The 19,143-nt window shown below is 70.2% G+C and carries 5 protein-coding genes; all 5 read right to left on the bottom strand.

Translation table 11 applies throughout. The annotated features are described in order from the left end of the window. Positions 1-2: 2 nt before the first annotated feature. The 5 genes from FFY45_RS21360 to FFY45_RS21340 are packed head-to-tail and all read right to left on the bottom strand — an operon-like array spanning position 3 to position 19,104. Positions 3-779, bottom strand: coding sequence for a thioesterase II family protein (locus FFY45_RS21360; RefSeq protein ID WP_176341953.1), 777 nt, complete (start codon positions 777-779; stop codon positions 3-5). After that, entirely contained in the window at positions 776-1,930 is a 1,155-nt protein-coding gene (locus tag FFY45_RS21355; RefSeq protein WP_176341952.1) for a Gfo/Idh/MocA family oxidoreductase, read from the bottom strand. Before FFY45_RS21355 ends, FFY45_RS21360 begins: the two co-directional genes overlap by 4 nt. Continuing rightward, entirely contained in the window at positions 1,927-11,619 is a 9,693-nt protein-coding gene (locus FFY45_RS21350) for a type I polyketide synthase (protein ID WP_176341951.1), read from the bottom strand. Before FFY45_RS21350 ends, FFY45_RS21355 begins: the two co-directional genes overlap by 4 nt. Then, complete coding sequence (locus FFY45_RS21345; protein WP_217902699.1) at positions 11,612-12,856, bottom strand: MFS transporter; 1,245 nt, start codon at positions 12,854-12,856, stop codon at positions 11,612-11,614. Before FFY45_RS21345 ends, FFY45_RS21350 begins: the two co-directional genes overlap by 8 nt. After that, positions 12,853-19,104: a non-ribosomal peptide synthetase gene (locus FFY45_RS21340; RefSeq protein ID WP_176341950.1), complete on the bottom strand. Its 6,252-nt coding sequence runs from the start codon at positions 19,102-19,104 to the stop codon at positions 12,853-12,855. The genes FFY45_RS21345 and FFY45_RS21340 overlap by 4 nt, the downstream gene beginning before the upstream one ends. Positions 19,105-19,143: the final 39 nt, after the last annotated feature.

Below are 19,143 nucleotides of genomic sequence, written 5' to 3'. Positions count from 1 at the left end.
AGTCACCTGGCGTGGGTCACGCCTGTGGAGGGGAATGCGAAGCGGCGCGCCAGATGGCTCAGGAAGGCACGTGGCCGCCGGGTGGCGTAGAAGTGGTCGCCGGCGATGCAGACCGGGCCGTCGGCCTCGCGTAGCCACTGCGCCCACGCCGCAACCTCGCTGTGATCGGCTTCGGCGTCGTTGCTGCCGTGAATCAGCAAGGCGGGCGTGCGCAGGCGCTGCCGGTCCGATGACGCGGGGCGGTGGTAACGTTCGGTAGCGCGGAAGTCGGCGCGCAGCATGGGCAGGAACAGCGCCATCAGCGCAGGCTCGGCCAGCAACTCGGCACTGCAGCCGCCGATGTCGACCAACTGCGTCAGGAAGGCGCGGTCGTCCAATGGGCTGAGCAGCCGTCGCCCCTGCAGGTGGGGCGCGTGGCAGCCGGAAAGCGCCAGGCCGGCCGGCGATTCCCCCTGCCGTTCCAGCAGCGCACAGGCCTCGAACGCGACCTGAGCTCCCATGCTGTGGCCGGCGAGCACTGCGTGCTGCGGGGCGATGTGCGCTTCGGCAAGCGCTGCGACCAGGTCGGCGGCGAGCGTGCCGATGTCCGTGCTGCACGCCTCGCGCAGGCGATGGTCGCGGCCGGGATAGATCGCCAGGGACACCTGCAGCGCGCCTGCGTCGATGCCGTGCCAGCTGCGGAAGGCCGCGCCGCTGCCGCCGGCGAACGGGCACAGCACCACGTGCAGCGCCGGGTCCGGCGCGGTCACCAGTGTGCGCAGCCTGCCGCCGTGGGTCATCGAGCCGCGATCGGTTCGGCGTGGCCCGGCGTGGCCGGTTCGCGCAGGTCGCGCAGGTCGCGCAGGTCGAGCAGGCGCGGCGCGGGCAGGCTGCGCGCGTGGGCGGGGCCGGCGCAGCGCAGCACCTGTTGCCACAGACTGGCCAGGGCGAGTTGGTAATCCGGACCGAACGCCGGCGGCTGCGCAGCGCCATCCAGATGCTGGCACAGCAGCTGCAGCACCCGGCCCACGCCGGTAGGGCCGTCGATCTCTAGGCTGTGCCGCCAATCCGGCGACGCCGGGTGCAGTACCTGGGTAGCGGGGCGCGCGAACGGATCCTCGTCCTGGTCGTGCGCGCGCTGGTACACGCTGCGGTCGCTGTCGTGGTGGTGTGGGTCGTACAGCGCCGCTGTCCACAGCACCGGCCCGTGACTGGCTTCCAGCGACAGATACCCGGACGGCCAGCCCAGCGTGAGCTGGTGCATGACCAGACTGTGCAGGTCCGGATCCTGCGGGTCCAGATAGGTCTGCAGGCGCAGCGACGCCTGGCACTGCCCCAGGTTCAACCGCAGCAGCCGGAAGGCTCGATCCTCGTCGGCGGTGGCTTCGACAGCGACGTCTTCATCGCTGCCAGGGACCTGGCAGGCCTGCAGCACCAGGTCCAGCGACGAATACAGCAGCTGCCGGCTAGTGGTGAGCTGGGCGAAATGCGCCGCCTCACCGTCCAGCAACTGGCGCACACGGTGCGCCCGATCGATCCAGCATGCGCCGGCCGGGGTATGTGCGTAGTAGCTGTTGATCCAGTAGACCCGGCCTTGCGCATGCGCCAGTGCCTGCAGGCGGGCGACGTCGTCCGGGTGCAGGGGGTGCTCCTGGATCACGTGCATCCCGCGGCGCAGAAAGGCCTCGGCCAGCGCCGTCCCGGTGCCGCCCACCACGGTGGAGCGCACCACCACGCAGGCGATGTCGATGTCGTCCGGCAGTTGTTCGATGGCGGTATACAGCGGAATCCCGAAGGCATGCGCCAACTGCTGCGCGCGTGCACTGCCGGTTGCCAGCAGGCCCGCCAGTTCCAGACCAGGCTGGTCCTGCAGAAAGGCGTTGAGGTACATCTCGCCGAACTTGGCGCCGGCGATCAGCACCCGCCGGGGGGTAGGGGAGGAGGCGGTCATGCGGTGTGCTCGGCGATGCAATGGGGGCGTTGTTGCCACTGGCGGATCAGGCCAGCGGCGCGTCGGGCGCTGCCGTCGTCCATCAGCAGTTGCCAGTGATCGGCCTCGAGCGTGTGCCGCTCGGCGTGGGGCGCCCACAACGACCAGTCGTGCTCGGCGGGTGTCCAGTGCGCCGGGCGGCGGGTCGCGCTCAGCCACAGGCACGGCACCGGCAGCAGGTCCGGCGCGGGATGCCGGGCCAGCATCTCCAGCAATCGCGCGATGCGCTCGATCCAGGCGCGCGCCTGTGCGGGATCGCGGGGGACGGCAAGCACCCCGGCTGCTTCGGCGCTGCGCGCGAAGCAGGCGAGCTGCGCGTCGGGGTCGAGCTGTTCCAGGTCGTCGGGCAGCGGCACCTGGAGCCTGCCGTTGGCGATCAGGCGGAGCAGCGTGGCGCGGTTGGAGAAGGCGAAGTCGGCGCGGCAGACCGGATCGATCAGCACCAGCTCCACCTTGGCGCCGGCCTGGTGCAGCTGGCGTGCGGTTTCGGCGGCGACGAACGCGCCGTAGGACCAGCCGATCAAGGTCGACGGCTCCTGCGGCTGCATGCGGCCGATCGCAGCGGCATAGCTTGCGGCCAGTGCGTTCAGGCTCCCGGCGGTCACCACCTCCGGGGCCTGCAGCCCGAACACCTCGGTATCCAGGGCGTTGGCCAGCGGTAGATAGGCACCGAGTTCGCCATCTGAGGCATGCAACACGAAGGCGCGCCCGGCCTGGCTACCGCGTGCCAGTGCGATGGGGGCAGGGCCGCTATCGGCCTCGCGCGGCGACGCGAGCAGGCTGCAAAATGCGGCCAGGACCGGATGGGCGAACAAGCCCTGCAGGGTGGCGCCGCGCAGGCCTTGCCGGTGCAACCGGGCAATCATCCGCGTGGCGATCAGGCTGTCGCCGCCGCACTGGAAGAAATCGCTGTCGCGCTGGATCGGCCGTGCCAGCAGTTCCTGCCAGATTTCGGCGAGCTGCCGCTCCAGCGCGGCCTGATCGGCTGCGCCGTGGTCCGGCGTGCCGGCGCGCAGTGGGGTGTCGGCAACGGTGGAAGGCGCTGCCGGCGGTATTGCCGGAGTGGCGTCAGTGCTACCCAGGCGTTCGCATTGGCGCAGTTGCAGGGCGGGAAGGCGCGCGCCGAAGCGGGCGCGCAGGGCGTCTGCGATCGCGTCGAGGTCGAGCCGGCCGATACGCTCGGCGCGGGCGACGATCAAGTGCTGGCGCAGCGGCGAGGGCGTCTGCTCCGGCCATGCCAATTCGATGCCGAAGCCGGCCTGCTCCAGGGCGCTGCGCCACATCGGCAGGTCGAGCATCGGCTTGTCGTCCACAATGCGCGCGTCCTGATAGCCGACCAGGCCCTCGATAAAGCCGACGCTGGCCATCTGCAAGGCGCTGTCGCGTTCGGTGGCCTCGGTCAGCATCAGCCGGCCACCGGGCTTGAGCAGCATGCCGAGTCGGCGCAGCGTGCGCACCACATGGCTGGCGTCGTGCATCACCTGCCCGGCGAAAATCAGGTCATAGCCCTGTGCGGGGTGCTGGTCGAAATCCACCGGGCGGTTGATGTCGAGCAGGGCGTAGTCGATGTGGGCAGTACCGGCGAACAACGTGCGGGCATCGTCCAGAAACAGCGTAGAGACGTCGGTGAACCGGTACTGCGCCAGCCGGCCCTCCAGCGCCGGCAGCAGTTGCCGGGTGGTCGAGCCGATGCCCGCGCCGACTTCCAGCACACGCAGGTCCGAGCGCCCTTCGCTCAGCGCGCGCGCCACCTGTGCGGCGTGCCCGTTGAGGCAGCGCGAGGCAGGGTTGTCGATATACAGCGCGTGGGTGGTGGCAGCGCTGTCGGCAAACAGCAGTTCCAGCGGCGAGCGGGCGCCGGTGAGCAGGGCGGCATGTTGGTCGATGCAGCTGTCCAGATAGCCGGCGATGCTGCGGCACCACGGCGCATCCGGTGGCGTTTGTGCCGGGCCAGGATCGTCGGTAAACGCGCGTTCGCAGACGAAGGCGTCGCCGTCCTGGCGCAGCCAGCCGCGTGCGCACAGCAGGTGCAGCCATTGCCGTAGCAGGCGGCGGTACTGGGGCAGCGCGCGCAGCCTGGCGTGGACCTCGTCCAGACGATGCCGCTGCCCTTGCCGTTCGAACAGCCCATGGCCCAGCAGGGTCGCGGCGATGCCGCGCACCGCGCGTGATTCCAGCCAGCTCCAGGCCGAGTCGAGCTCTTGTTGGTGCGCGGTGTCGAGCGGCGCGAGCGGGCCTGGATCGCAGGGCACCTGCTCGGGGGGCAGGCAGTCACGCTCGGCGGCGACCAGGTGCACGTCGAGCCCGTCGCCCTTTGATGCGGGCACCGCCTCGGCCTGCACGATGTCGCTACGTTCGCGCAGGGCGTCTTCGAGATCGCGCAGGTCGATGCCGGCGTCGTGAACCAGTGCAGGCCAGGGCGCGCGCGCAAATGCGGCCATGCCGCCGCCGTCCAGCAGCTGCATCACTCCGGCCTGCTGCATCACCTCCGGCTGCGCCGCCACCGCGCCCAGCACGGCGCGGTAGTCCTCGAACATGGCCTGGGCCGCACCGTGTTCGAGCACCTCGTCCATGCAGTACCAACTGCACACCAGTTCGCCATCGATCTCCATCACCTGGTGGTCGAGCCAGACCTGCGGGGTCTGCGTGAACACGTGTACCGGATCGCCGAGCAGCCCGGTCAGGGCCTGGTCGATGGCCAGCCCGTCCAGCGACATGCCAAGCATGCTGGTAAATACCACCGGCATCAGCGGCTGGCGTTGATGTCCGCGGCCCTTGCCGAGTTCGCGCAGCAGTTCCACCCCATTGACCTGGCTGTGCGCGAGCCGTTTCCACAGCCGCTGCTGAGTGTGTTCGATCGAGGCGCGCAGCGAGACCGGACGGCTGAGGTCGAAGTCCACCAGCAGCACCGAGGTGAAGTCGCCGATCAGCGCGCGGATCTGCGGGTGGATCGGCCGGCGGTCGAAGAAGGTGAGGTTGAGCGTGAAATCCGGCTGCCGCGACCAGCGCTCCAGGGTGTGGGCGAACAGCGTCAACAGCGCTGCCGACGGCGTGACGCCCCAGCGCTGCCATTCCTGTTTGAGGGCCGCCCAGGCGGACGCGTCCAGCCGGGTTTGATAGGTGGTGAAGCGCGGCTGGGTCAGCGCACGCGCGGCCGCCAGCGGCAGGCGCGGGGCGGGCGGGAGGTCGGCGAGCACGCCTTGCCAGTACTGCCAGGACGCCTGCCAGCTGTCCTCCTGGCGGCGGGCCTGTTCGGCCAGCACGTAGTCGCGGAAGGTGATGGGCAGCGGCGGCAGGTCCTCGCCGCGGTACGCGCGGGCCAGGTCGTCCAGCATGACCTTGAAGCTCTGCACGTCGAACATCAGCAGATCCAGGTTCATGTGCAGCCGGTAATGCCGACCATCCAGGTCGCTGGCGACCAGTTCGAACATGGGCCAGCGATCGGTTGGCGGTACGCGATAGGACAGCGCCTGTCGGGTGTCTTCGAGCGCCTGCTGCCGCTGCTGTGCAGAGAGCGCACGCAGATCGTGGCGTTCGATCCGGTAGACCGGCACCTGGGCGAGGATGCGCTGCTGGCCGTCGGCATCCACCACCATGCGCAGCATGTCGTGGCGCTGCACCAACGTGTTCCAGGCGCGCTCCAGGCGCGCAAGGTCGAACGCGTCGTGGCGCAGGTCCCATTCGAACAGCACATGGCAGGCCACGCCGCCGTAGTCGATCAGGTCGGTGCGGCCGAGCCAGTAGGCGTGCTGGATCGCGGTCAGCGGGAACGGCTGGTAGCGGCCGGGCGCGTCGTGCTCCAGTGCGGCTGGCACCTTCCCGGTGGGGGTCATGGAGGCGGGGTCGCCGGCCAACGCGGCGATCAGCGCGGTGAGCCCGGTCACGCTGAGGTCGCGATACGCGCGTTCGGCGTCCAGGCGCACGCCGAGCTGGCGCTGGATGTCGCTGCTCAGTTCCAGGAACAACAGCGAATCGAGCCCCACCTGCAGCAGGTCGCGTCCGGGCGAAAGCCGGCTGGGATCGTCCAGCCGCAGTTGCGCGGCGATGCGCTCGCTCAGCCAGGCGCTCACCGCTGCGGCGTCGTGGAGGTCGGTCGGGGCCGGCGACGGTGTGGCCTGGTCGGGTGTGGCGTGGCCGGCGCGCGCGGTTTTGGCGTTGCTGGCAGCCGATGGGGCGGTGCCGACGACGGGCGCCAGCAGGGCGCGACGCTGGGGGTCCAGGCGCTCGGTCAGCACACGCATGGCCAGCCGGTATGGCGCTGCGCGCATCACCGCCTGGTCCAGATGCCACAGGCCTTCGGCGCTGGTCAGCAGTCCCATGCCGCTGGTGGCGAGCTGACTCTGCAGGGCGGGATCGACGGCGCGGCCGGTATCGCCCCAGGCGCCCCAACCGATGGAGATGACCTTGGGCAAGGTGTTCGGATCTTGCGCCAGGGCCAGCCCGTCCAGGTAGGCGCTGGCGAGCGCATGCGCACCCTGGCCGGCGGCGCCCAATGCCGCGGCGGCCGACGAATACAGCAATAGATAGCGTCCGTGGTGTGCCTGCAGCCAGGCATGCAGTCTGCGCGCGGCCTGCGCTTTCACCGCCACCACCGGTGCCATCAGGGTGCGGTCCAGCGACGCCAACGGCGCATCGTGCAGCAGCCCCGCCGAGTGGATGACTCCGGCGATGCCGCCATCTGCCTGCAGTGTTTGCAGTGCCTGGGTGAGCTGCTCCGGATCGCCGACGTCACATGGCAGCCAGTGCAGCCGGCAACCGTTCCGTTCGCTCAGCATGTGCTGGAAGTCCGCCCAGTCCGCAGGGGCGCGCGGCGCCAGCAGCGCGATCCGGCGTGCACCATGCCGGGCAAGCCATTGCACGCTGAGGCGTCCCAGGCCGCCGAAGGCACCGGTCACCACGTGCCAGCCCGCATCCGTCAAGCCGGCAGGAGGCAACGCGGGCGCGCAATGAGGCTGGGCAACCAACTGCGGCAGCAGCACGCGTTTGCCACGCACCGCGATCCAGCGCTGGCCCCCCGCCGCGGCTGCGAGTGCCGGCAGCAGGTCGTCCCAGCCGGTCTGGGCATCCAGGTCCACCACCGCGAGCGCGCGTGCGGGCTGTTCGGCTGCGGCCACCCGCAACAGCCCCCAGGCCGCATGTTGCACCGGGTCGACACGCGTATCGGCGCCGATCTTCCAGGCACAGCGGGTGACTACCACCAGCGGCCGGTCGCCCGATAGCGCAGCCAGCAGCGGGGTGACGACCGACAGCGGATCCTGGTCGCCGCTGTCCAGTATCAGCAATGCCTGCGGCGCCTGTGGCGCAAGCCGAACGCCCGCCGCGTGCAGAGCCGCCACAGTCGCTGCGGTGGCATCGCGCAGGGCGAATTGCGGCGGCGTGGCGGCGGAGTCGGCAGCGGCCGACCACTGCCACGCGTAATGCGTGGCCGGGGCCGGCAGCGGCGCGGGTAGACCTGGCGCGGCAGCGCAGGCGGCCAGGGTGAAGCGCCATCCATCCTGGGCGTCGCCGGCCTCGATGCCGACCTGCGGCGCAGCGAATGGGGCGGCCTGCCAGCGCAGCCGCACCAGCGCCAGCCGCTTGGGCATTGCCGGGGTGCTGGCCGGAACCAACGCCTGACCGCTGCCGTGGCGACGCGCCAATTCGGCGCACGCGGCATGCACGCGCTCTTGCCAGCGCGCGTCCTGACCAGCGCAGTCCGACCAATCGGCCAGATAGCAGCCGTCGTCGGTGAGCGCGTGACCGAGGATGCCGTCGCTAGCGCCGGCCTGCCAGGGCAGCACCAGGTCCGTCGCCTGCCCCGGTGCGGTCGCCAGCAGGATGTGCTCGCTGATTGCTGCGGTCGGGGTGCCGTCCTCCGGCAGCCAGTCGACGCGTTCGAAACCGGCGGCCAGGCAATGTTGCTTCCAGCGCGCGGTGCTGAGGAACAATTCGCCGCCACGGGCCGCGGCGTCATGCAGCGGTGCGACCAGCGGGCCGAACACGAAATCGAACAAGCGCATCGGCCGGGTGATCTCGCGCAGCAGCAGGCGGCCGCCCGGCTTCAACAGTGGATAGAGGTTGGCGAGGGTGCGCCCGACATGCTGGGTGGCATGGATCACGTTGGCGGCCACGATCAAGTCGTAGCCGGCAGCTTCGAAGCCTTGCGCCTGGGCGTCCTGCTGCAGATCCAGTTCGCGGTACGCCACAAAGCCGTACTGGGCGAACTTGCGCTCGGCGCGGCGGGTGAACAGCGCCGAGATGTCGGTGAAGTCGTAGTGCAAGGCGGGCTGATCGGCCAGCTCGGGCAACAACCATGCGGTGGTGCCGCCGGTCCCGCCACCGACCTCGAGGATGCGGTATGGCTGGTGCTGGCGGCGCTGCGCCTGGCGTTCCTGCATCAGACCGGCCAGCGTGCCGGCGGCGATCTGGTTGAAGTAGCGCCCGAAGCTGAAGTCCTGGTAGAGCACTTCGACACCGGCGGATGCGCCCTCGGGAAAGATAACCGCGACCGGCTCCACCTGACCGCTCATCATCGCGTACAGCTGCTCGCCGGCGCGGGCGACGGTATCGGCGATGACGTCCAGACCTTCGCAGCAGGCGCGCAGCGTCTCGATCAGCGCCGTGCGCGGCTCCTGCGGAAGCGCGGCAGCGGCGCTGTAGCGATGGTTGTCGCGGCGGTAGTAGCCATCCTCGACACAGGCATCGAGCAGGCGGGTGAGCAACTGGCGGTGGCGCGGCAGCAGGCGCCCGCCACGCAGCACCTCCAGTACGCTCGCGCCTCGCTCGATGCGCGCGCCGACGCAGCGCCGCACCAGCGCATCGACGTCGATGGCGTGCAGCTTGGTCACGCAGGCGTACAGCGCATGCAAGCGTGGCAGATCGAGTTGGGTGGCGGCCTGCAGGGCGATGCGCCGGCCGGCCTCCAGTGCGCCGGAACCGACGCAGGACGCCTGCGCCACAGATCCGGACACGGGTGCCTGTTCGCTTTCGCGCCAGTAGCGCTCGGTGTCGAACGGGTACAGCGGTGCGTGGATCCTGCGGCCCGATGAAGGCAGCAGGGTCTGCCAGGGCAGCTCTACGCCGGCCGCGTACAGCTGCAGCAGGGCGTGCTGCAACTGGGCCGGCGCGGGTTGATGGCGCCGGGCGCTCGCGATCCAGGTCGCCGTGTCCGCCAGTTCGCGGCTGCCGATGCCGGTCAGCGGGGCGTCCGGGCCCAGTTCCAGGAAGATGCCAGCACCCTGTGCGGTCGCGGTACGCAGGGCCTGGATGAACCGCACCGGCTCGCGCAGGTGACGGCGCCAGTAGTCGGGTGCGTCGAGTCCTTGCGCGTCGATGACCTCGCCGGTCAGCGTGGAGATCAGCGGCAGGCGGCCCGGCGCGGCGCGCAGGCTGGCCGCCGCGCGCTGGAAGTCGTCCAGGATGGGGTCGAGCTGCCGGGAATGCGCCGCGCCTGCGACCGTCAGCCGGTTGCAGCGGATCTGGCGTGCGTCCAGCGCCGCGACGAACGCGTCGATGGCTTCGTGCTCGCCGGAGAACACCAGATGGCGATCGCCGTTGCAGGCGGCCAGTTCCAGGCCGAGCGGCGCGGCGAGCGGCAGCAAGGTGGCGTGGTCGGCAAAAGCCGACAGCATGCCGCCGCCGCTGCAGCGCTGCATCAGCGCGCCGCGCAGGCAGACCAGGCGCATCACCGCATCGGCCGGGTAGTGCCCGGCGACCACCGCGGCAGCGAATTCGCCCACCGAATGGCCCAGCACCAGGTCCGGCTGCAGTCCCAGCGATTGCCAATGCGCGGCCATTGCCAGTTCGAAGGCGACGATCGCCGGCTGTGCGTAGTCGGTGCGTTCCAGCAGCTCGCCATGCTGCCCCAGCAAGGCCTCGCGCAGCGAGGGCGTGAGCGGCTGGTCGCTGCTTTCGCAGGCGGCCAGGCAGTGCTCAAGGCGGTCAGCGAAGGCGGGCGAGTGCCGATACAGCGCCTGGCCCATACCGGGCCAGTGCGAGCCTTGGCCGGTGAACAGCCAGGCCTGCTTGCCGGGCTCGCCATCTCCCCGCTGCAGCAGCACGTCGTCCTCGCCGGCGGCGCAGGCGGCCAGTGCGGCAGCGGTTTCCTCCGACAGCGACGTGGCCAGCCGGAAGCCGAGCTGCAACTGGCGGCCGTGCAACGCGGTGTGGGCCAGATCGACCGGCGGCGCGTGGTCCAGCGCCTGCGCATAGGCACCGGCCAGACGCCGCAACGCGGTTTCGCTGGCGGCGCTGAGCAGCAGGGTGCCGGTGTGGATGGCATCGGCATCCGTGCCGGTTGCCGACGCGGCTGCGCGCAGTGGTTCGGCCAGCGAGGCGACGATCAGGTGGCAGTTGGTGCCGCCGATGCCGAACGAGGACACGCCGGCGCAGCGGATCGGCGCGCGCCACGGTTCGGCCTGGGTGGGGACGTGGAAGGGGCTGTCTTCCAGTCGCAGCGCCGGATTGGGGCTGCGGAAATGCAGGCACGGCGGAATGATCGCGCGCTCCACCGCCAACACCGCCTTGAGCAGGCTGGCGATGCCGGCGGCGGTATCCAGATGCCCCAGGTTGCTCTTGACCGAGCCCAGCGCGCAGGCCGGGCCGTCGTCGCGCCCGTGGAACACCGCACGCAGTGCTTCCACTTCGATCGGGTCGCCCAGTGGGGTGGCGGTACCGTGCGCCTCGATCAGTCCGATCTGCCGGCTCTCCACGCCTGCCAGCGTCATTGCCTCGCGGATCACCTCGCTCTGGCCGGCGACCGAGGGCGCGGTGTAACCGACCTTGCGACCGCCGTCGTTGTTGACGGCACTGCCGAGGACGACCGCGACGATCGGGTCGCCGTCGCGCAGCGCGTCGGCCAGGCGGCGCAACACCACCGCGCCGGCCCCGTTGCCGCCGAAGGTGCCCTGGGCCTGGGCGTCGAACGGCCGGCACAGGCCATCGGGGGAAAAAATCATGCCCGGCTGGTGCAGATAGCCGGAGTGCTGGGGAAACGACACCGCCACCCCGCCGGCCACCGCCATGTCGCATTCGCCGGCGCGCAGGCTCTCGCAGGCCATGTGCACCGCCACCAGCGAGCTGGAACAGGCGGTCTGCACCGAGATCGCCGGACCGTGCAGGTTCAACTTGTAGGCCGCACGGGTGGCCACGTAGTCCTTGTCGTTGCCCATCAACGATTGCAGGCCCTTGACCTGCGCCACCTCGGCAATGCGCAGCGGTTCCTTGCCCGGATAGGTGCTGACCCGGGCGGAACCGAACACGCCGGTCTTGTGGGGGACCTGGCGGGGGGCATAGCCGGCGTGCTCCAGGGCATGCCAGGCGATCTGCAGGAACAGCCGCTGCTGCGGGTCGATCGATTCGGCTTCCTGGCGCGAATAGCCGAACAGGTCGGCATCGAAGGCATCGGCATCGGCGACCACGCTGCCGACGCCGACGAAGTTGGGCGCATCGACGGTGGAGGCCGGCAGGCCGGCATCGAGCAGTTGCTGCCGCGAGAAGTGGTGGCTGCAGGCCTGCCCGTTCACGAGGTTGTGCCAGAGCGCTTCGTTATCGGGAGAGTCGGCAAAGCGGCCGGCGTGGCCGATCACCGCGACCGGATCGCAGCCGGGGTAGTGCTGGGTCACCAGGGCGCGAAAATCGGGTTGCGCGTTGCGGGGCGAAGCGTCATCCATTGCGGGGGCTCAGGCAGGTGTCGTGAGGGGCTGCCGGCTCCGCGAGTGCGCTCCGGGAGAAGCGGTGACGCAACCGGCTGGCAGGCCATAGGCACAGCACGGCGACTGCGGCGAGCAGGGTCAGGGCGCTCTGGTAACCGGCGTGGTGCGCAATGCGCAGGGTTGCCATGGACGCTGCCAGGGCGACAGCCATGTCCAGCGACTGGAACAGCGCGTAATCGGAGGCCGGCTGGTGCGGGCGCACCAGGCCCATCAGCACGTTGTAGAGCATCACAAAGCCGATCGCGGCGGCGGTATTGACCAGTCCGAACACCACCAGCCAGGCGCTCAGCCCGAAATGCGAATAGCCCAGCGCGATCGCGCAGGCCAGCGCGGCATGCAGCAGCATCACCGGCAGCAGACCTTGCGCTGCGCCGACGCGCCGCGCGAACCAGCCACCGAGCACCACGCCCAGGCCGCTGGCGACGGTGCTGAACACGGTGATCGCCTGACCCAGCGCGACCAGGCTCAGTCCCTGGTCCACCAGCAGCACGGTCTGCAGCGCCATCAGGCCGCGCATGGCCAGGTAGTAGATGGCGGTCAGCGCCAGCGCCGGCCACAGCATGCGCAGGCCGGCGGGATCGAACCGGGGTTGCGCGGGAAGCATGCGGTGCGCAATGGGTTGACGCACCAGCAGCACGGGGATCAGCAGCAGCAGCGACACCCCCGCCATGCACAGGAAGCCGGCAGTCCAGCCGGCCTGCTGCGCCACCGCCAGGAAGCCGAACACGCCCAGCGGAATGCCCAGGTAGCTGCCACCGACCTGGGCGGCATTGGCGAGCGGGCGGCTGCCTGTGTCGGTGGTGCAGATGACGATGCCGTTGGCATAGATGCCATGGCTGGCCGACAGCAAGGTCAGCAGCATCAGCGCGCAGACCACCACGGCGGTGGAGCGGGTGGGGTCGGTCAGGGTGGGCGCGATCAGCGCGATGCCGGTCAGCAACGCGGCCATGCCGAGCTGCAACAGCACCAGACTGCCGAGGAAGCGGTTGCCGCGCAGCGACAGCGCATTCCGCTCGCACCAGGGCGCCCACAGGAACTTGCCGACCCAGGGCAGCATCGCCAGCGACAGCCAACTGAGCTGTGCAAGGTCCAGTCCCGCGTGGCGGTAGTAGCCGACCACGCCCTGCATCACCAGGGCGGTGAGCATGCCCTGGTGCAGGTAGTAGCACCAATGCGGCACGTAGCGCACGATCACGCGTCTCCCCGTCGACGCTGCGCACGCGCCTTGCGCTGGTCCAGCAAGGTCTGCCGACCCGGCTCCGGCAAGGGGGCGGTGGCAGGGGCGGCGCTGGCCAATCCAGCCAGATGCAGCGCCAGCGCATATGGCGTGGCATGTGCGAACAGGTCGGTCACCGCGAGACGGTCGTGCCCGGCCTGGCGCAGCTGGATGTGCCACTGCACCAGCTGCAACGAGGAGGCCCCGGCTTCGAAGAAGCTTTGCCGAGCCGCGATCGGCAGCTCGGTGGCGCGTTGGAACTGCGCACGCAGCGTGTCCACCAGCGCCGCATCGGCCGCTGGCGGCTGGGCGGCAGCAGGTGCGGTGGTCGCTGGGGCGAGCGGCGCCGTTGCGACACGTGCGGTGGCGTGTCCCTGCGCCCGCGGTACCAGCACGTCGAGCGCCAGATCCCAGGCGCCGGGATCGCCGGCAAGGCGGTGCAGCAGCGCCGCGTACTGGTCGAACATGGCCGCCAGCTGCGCCGGGTCGAACAGCGCTTCCACCGCGTCCCAGTTGAAGCGCAGCTCACCTTCGGACTCGTAGACCTGGTGGTCCAGCCAGACCTGCGGCGTCTGCGAGATGCCCCGGCGTGGTTTGAGCGCTGCGGCCTGCGCCAGGAAGCGGTCGCCGGCAAACCCAATCGCGCTGGTAAAGACCACCGGCATGGCCGCCGCCGACTGGCCGCGGCGCTGCGCCAGCTCGCGCATGACGCGGATGGCCGAGACATCGCGATGCACCAGGTCCTGCCGTAGGCGCTGCTGCAGCTGCTGGGCGCTGGAGCGCCAGTCTTCTGTAGCGGGCTGCCAGGCCACCAGCAGCAGCGAGGTGAAGTCGCCCAGCACGGCGTCGATCTGCGGATGCAGCGGGCGCCGGTCGAACAGGGTGAGGTTCACGCACAAGTCTTTGTCCGCGCTCCACGCCGACAGCACCGCAGCGTAGGCGGACAACAACAACGCCGACGGCGTCAGCCCTGCCTGTTTGGCGTAGGCCTTGAGCGCAGTCCATTCGGCCACGGTGAGGCGGTCGGACAGGCGCACGAAGTGCGGCACGCCGATAGCGTCCGGATCGCGACGCAGCGGCAGTTGCGGCGCGGCCGGCAGGCGGTCCAGTCGCCGCTGCCAGTACGCCAGCGAGGCGTCGCTGGGTGGCTGGCCGGCGAGATGCACCAGATAATCGCGAAAGCCGATCTCCATGTGCGGCAACGCACGCTCGGGGTTGGCGTAGAGCTGCTCCAGCTCGGCCAGCAGGATCTGCATGCTCAGCCCGTCCAGCAGCAGGTTGTCGAGGCAGACGAACACGCGGCTGGTGCCGCTGCCGTCCTCGGCCGCCTGCACGTCGAAGACCGGCCAGCGCGTCGGATCGAGCACCTGCCGGGACAGCCGCGCATACAGCGCGCTGGCCTCGGCGTGGTCGAAATGCGCGACGCGATGACGCTGCAAGGTGAACGCCGGTACCTCGGCCAGCACTTGCTGCCGGCCCTCGCGTACCACCGCGCGCAGCATGTCGTGGCGGGCGATCAGGCGGTTCCAGGCGGCCTCGAAGCGGGGCACGTCGAGGTCGGCGACCTCGAATTCAATAAAGAAATGCGCGCCGACGCCGCCGAGCGGGAAGCCGGGCTGGCGTCCCACCAGGTAGGCCTGCTGCACCTCGGTGAGCGCGAACGGTGTGTGCCGCGCGTTCGGGTCGGGTCGCAGCTGCTCGGCACCACGATCGCCTCGCGTTTGCACGGTGGTCGCAAAGGTGGCCAGCGTGGGGTAGTCGAACAGATCGCCCAGGCGGGCATCGAAGCCGGCCTGGTCCAGTGCGCCGATCAGGCGGGTTGCCAGCAGGCTGTCGCCGCCGAGCTGGAAGAAGTGGCTATGCCGGTGCAGCTCCGGCGCCTGCAGCAGCGCGCGCCACGCGGCGGCGATGGCGATCTCGGCATCGCCGCAGGGCGGTTCTAGTGCGGCTTCGGCCGGCTGGGCGGGTTGGCAGAGCGTGCGCAGGGCCTGGTGATCGACCTTGCCGTTGGCGGTGAGCGGCAGCGCGTCCAGGAAGACCAGTCGCTGCGGCACCATATAGGCAGGCAACTGTGCGGCCAGCGCCGTCGACAGTTTGCGCGGATCGGGCTGGCGCAGCTGCGCAGGCGCACGCAGCACGAAGCGTTGCTGATCGCCTGCCGCATCGACCAGGGCATCGTGCAGGCCGCGCTGCCGGAAGGCGGCCTGCCACCCGGCAGCGTCGCGCAGACGGCTGCCGAGTGCTTCCCCGTCCTGCGCCAGCAGGTCGGCGCTGACCAGGGCCAGGCAGGAGGCACTGCGCAACTCGAGCACGTGGATCAGCGCCGCCGGCGCCGCCAGCGTGGCGAGGGCGTCCAGTGCGTCATCGCCAAGCCGGTGCAAGGCGTTGCAGGACCACACCAGGTCGGCGCGGTGGGCCAACTCGATCTGCGCGGCGCGCTCCCAGCGCCTGACGCAGGCATGCGGGTAGGCGGCAAGCCGCTCGGTTGCGCGCAGCACCATGTCCTGCGAGGCCTCCAGCGCGGTGTAGCTGAGCTGGTCCACGCCCAGGCGGCGCAGCAGCGTTTCGGCGGCCAGACCGGTGCGAGCTCCGATCTCGACAGCGCGTACCGGGCGGCCCAACGTCTGCGACAGCGCCTTGAGCGCAGCGGCCAGCGCATCGATTGCGGCAGGCGTGCCCCGGCTTTGCAACAGCAGCCGCTCGGGCGCCCAGACTGCATGCTCAAGCAGGGTGAAGGCCGGCCGTTGGTCGCGCAGAATCAGTGCCAGGGCGTCATGGTGAGCGAGCAGGGCCTCGGCGGTTGCGCTGAGCGGGTCGCCGCTCGCAGGTTGCCAGGGCGCCTGATGGTGGCGCAGCCCGCGAACGTAGCCCTGGCCTTGCGCAGCGTGGTCGAGGCGCTGCTGGCTGACCAGCAGGTCCAGCCAGCGTTGCAGCAAGCCGCGCCAGCGCGGTGCAATGCCCATTTGGAGGACGATCGCATCGACATCGGTCGGTGCAGTGAAGTCCAGACCCTGTCGGCGGAGATGCTCGAGCACAAAGTCGGCGACCAGGCGTTCGAGCTCCGGCTCACGCGTCGCCTCGGCGGCAATCGGCGCAAACAGGGCGGCATAGTCGGCCGGCAGTGCAGGGTCGGCGTGGCGCAGGCTGTGCAATGCATCGCCCTGGGCCACGACGAAGGCGGCCAGCGATTTATCGCGCTCGCCGACCGCCATCGCCACGGCCTGACGCACCCCGTCGACGCGCTGCAGGGCGGTCTCGATTTCGCCCAGCTCGATGCGGTGGCCGCCGATCTTGACCTGGGTGTCGCGGCGGCCAAGGAATTCCAGGGTGCCGTCGGGCCAGTAGCAGCCCATGTCGCCGGTGCGGTACCAGCGGCCATCGGCGCTGGCGACGAACTGCCGGGCGGTGCGCTCGGGATCGTTGAAGTAGCCCAAGGCGACGCCTTCGCCGCCGATCCACAGCTCGCCCGGCACCCAGTCGGGGCAGTCGCGGCCGTGCTCGTCGACCACCCGGTAGCGTTGGTTGGCCAGCGGGGTGCCGTAGGGGATCGAGCGCCACTGCGGTGGCACGTCCTGCACGTCACAGGCGTTCGACCAGATCGCCGCTTCGGTCGCGCCGCCCATCGCGACGAACTGCCCGTCGGGGCGGAACGCCCGGTAGCGTTGCGGCAGGTCCAGCCCGATCCAGTCGCCGGACAGTAGTGTCAGGCGCAGCCGCTCTGGCGCCTGCAGCTGCAGGCCCTCGCTGTAGGTCAGCAGCATGTCGAACAACGCCGGCACGCTGTTCCAGACCGTGATGCGGTGGCTGTCGATGAGCTTGCACCACGCGGCGGGATCCCGGCGTTGCGCTTCGTCGACGAGCACCAGGGCGCCACCGGCCGCCAGTAGACCGAAGATGTCGAATACGGAGAGATCGAAGTGCAGTGCCGACAGCGCCAGCACGCGGTCGCCGGCCGCCAGCCGGTAGCGCTGGTTGATGTCGGCGCAGGTATTGAGCGCGGCGCGGTGCGAGATGGTCACGCCCTTCGGCGTGCCGGTCGAGCCGGAGGTGTAGATGACGTAGGCGGGATGTTCCGGGTCCACGTCGATGGGGGCGGACATGGGCGCATGGCCGATGGCCTCCTGCCAGCACAGCACCGGGGGATCGGTGGGGTCGGTGTCCTGCGCGGCGCCGGGCTGTGCGTCGTCGCGGCAGGTCAGCACCACGGCTACACCGGCGTCGCGCAGGATCTTGCGGCGACGTTGCGCCGGCTGGTCGCGTGCGACCGGCACGTAGACCGCACCGGCAGACAGCACCCCCAGCACCGCGACTACCTGTCCGATGCCCTTGGACATGACGATGGCGACCGTGTCGCCGGGGCGCACGCCCTGGCCGACAAGCGCTCCGGCGCAACGCCGCGCCTGCTCAGCCAATGCGGCATAGCTCAGCGAGCGGGTGCCGTGGATCATCGCGACCGCCTGCGGGCTGTGCGCGGCGGCGGCGAAGAAACCCTGATGCAGCAGCCCGGGCGGGACCGGCTGCGCAGTGGCGTTGATTCGCGCGCGCACCTGGCGCTGGGTGGCCGGCAGCGGGTCCGGCAATGGCATGTGCCACGCGTCCGCGTCGTCGACCAGGCGGCGGACCAGGGCCATGTAGGCCTCGAACAAGGTATCGACCAGACCCTGCGGGAACAGCGTCGCGTTGCTGTCCCACTGCAGGCACAGCGCCGAGCCGTGCTCGAACGCCAGATGGTCGATCCAGACCTGCGGCGTCTGCGAGATGCCCCAACCGGGTTCGCCCAGCATCTGGCCGGTGTCATCGCCGTACAGCGGGCGGCCGAGGTTGCTGGTGAATACCACCGGCGCACCGTGCGGATGGGTCTGCTGCTTGCGCAACTCGCGCAGCAGTTCCACGCCCGACCAGTGGCGATGTTCGTAAGCGTCTGCGAAGGCGTCCTGATTGCGTTGCGCGAGCGTGTCGAACGCGGCGCCTTCGCCGCATAGGTCCAGCAGCAGCACATTGGTGAAGTCGGCGATCATGCGCTCGACCGACGGATGCAGCGGTTGGCGGTCGAACAGGGTGAGGTTGAGCAACAGACGCGGCTGATTGCTCCAGCGCGCCAGCACGGCGCCGAAGCAGGTCGCCAGCGCCATGGTCGGCGTCACGCCGCTGGCGCCGGCATGGGTCTTGAAGCGCTCCCAGTCGGCAGGCGCCAGTTCGGCGCGGTGCCGGCGGATGCGGACCGATTCGATTCGCTCGGGTTCGCAGGCCAGCGGCAGCGCCGGTGCGCGTGGCAGGGTGCCCAGCCGCTCGAGCCAGTGGCGCTGCGCACGCTCGCGGGCGGGTCCGGTCTGGTGCTGCAGTTGGGCCAGATAGCTGCGGAAGTCGTAACCGGGATCGGGCGCCGCAAGCGTGTCGCCGCGCAGCAGTGCGGCCAATTCTTCGAACACCAGGGTGAAGCTGGCGGCGTCGAGCACCAGCAGGTCGATGTTGACGTGCAGCCGATGGCGGCCATCAGGCAGCAGCGAAAGCTGGACATCGATGGTTTCGCCGCGCTCGACGGCCAGCACGCGGTGCCCGAGCCGTTCGCGCAGATCCAGCAGGGCGGCGTCGCGCGCGGCGGCGTCCATTGCACGCAGGTCGTGGATGGCCAGACCGGGCCACCGGGATTGCGCGTGGTATTGCTGGAGCCCATCACTGCGAAAATGCACGCGCAGCATCGGATGGCGCTGAATCAGCGCCTGCACCGCCGATTCCAGCGTCTGGCTGGAAAGACCGGCGCCATCGAATTCCTGGTAGAGGTGACAACCGACCCCGCCGAGCGTTTGTTGCGGGGAGCGGCCGACCAGATAGGCATGCTGCACCGGCGTCAGCTCGAAGGCCTCGCCGTCGCGCATCTGCGGCCACTCCGGCGGCGCGATGGCTGGCGCGTGCACGGCACCGGTCTTGTGCCGCAGCAGGTGGCTCCACCCGGCTGACGTGGGCGCGGCATAGAGCTCTCGCAGCGTGACCTTGTGGCCACGTTGGCGCAGCCGGTTCAGCCACGCCATCAGGTGCATGGAGTCCATGCCCAGCTGGATCAGATTGGCGTGCGCCTCCAGATGTGCGGTCGGGATGCCCAGGTCCGCTGCGAGCTCGGCGTGCAGCGTCTGGTCGATTTGCGCAGGATCGGTGTGCAGCGCATCGGTACCTGCGGGGGCGTGGCGCTGGATTTCCAGTTCGGTGTCAGAGGCCACGGGCGAGCTCATGGGGATCGTTCCATGCCGACATGACGCGCGCCGGCAGCT

This window comes from Xanthomonas hortorum, assembly GCF_011305375.1.
Taxonomy (GTDB): Bacteria; Pseudomonadota; Gammaproteobacteria; order Xanthomonadales; family Xanthomonadaceae; genus Xanthomonas; species Xanthomonas hortorum_E.
The sequence above is the reverse complement of the archived record's forward strand: the minus strand, read 5'-3'. Positions and strand labels throughout refer to the sequence as shown.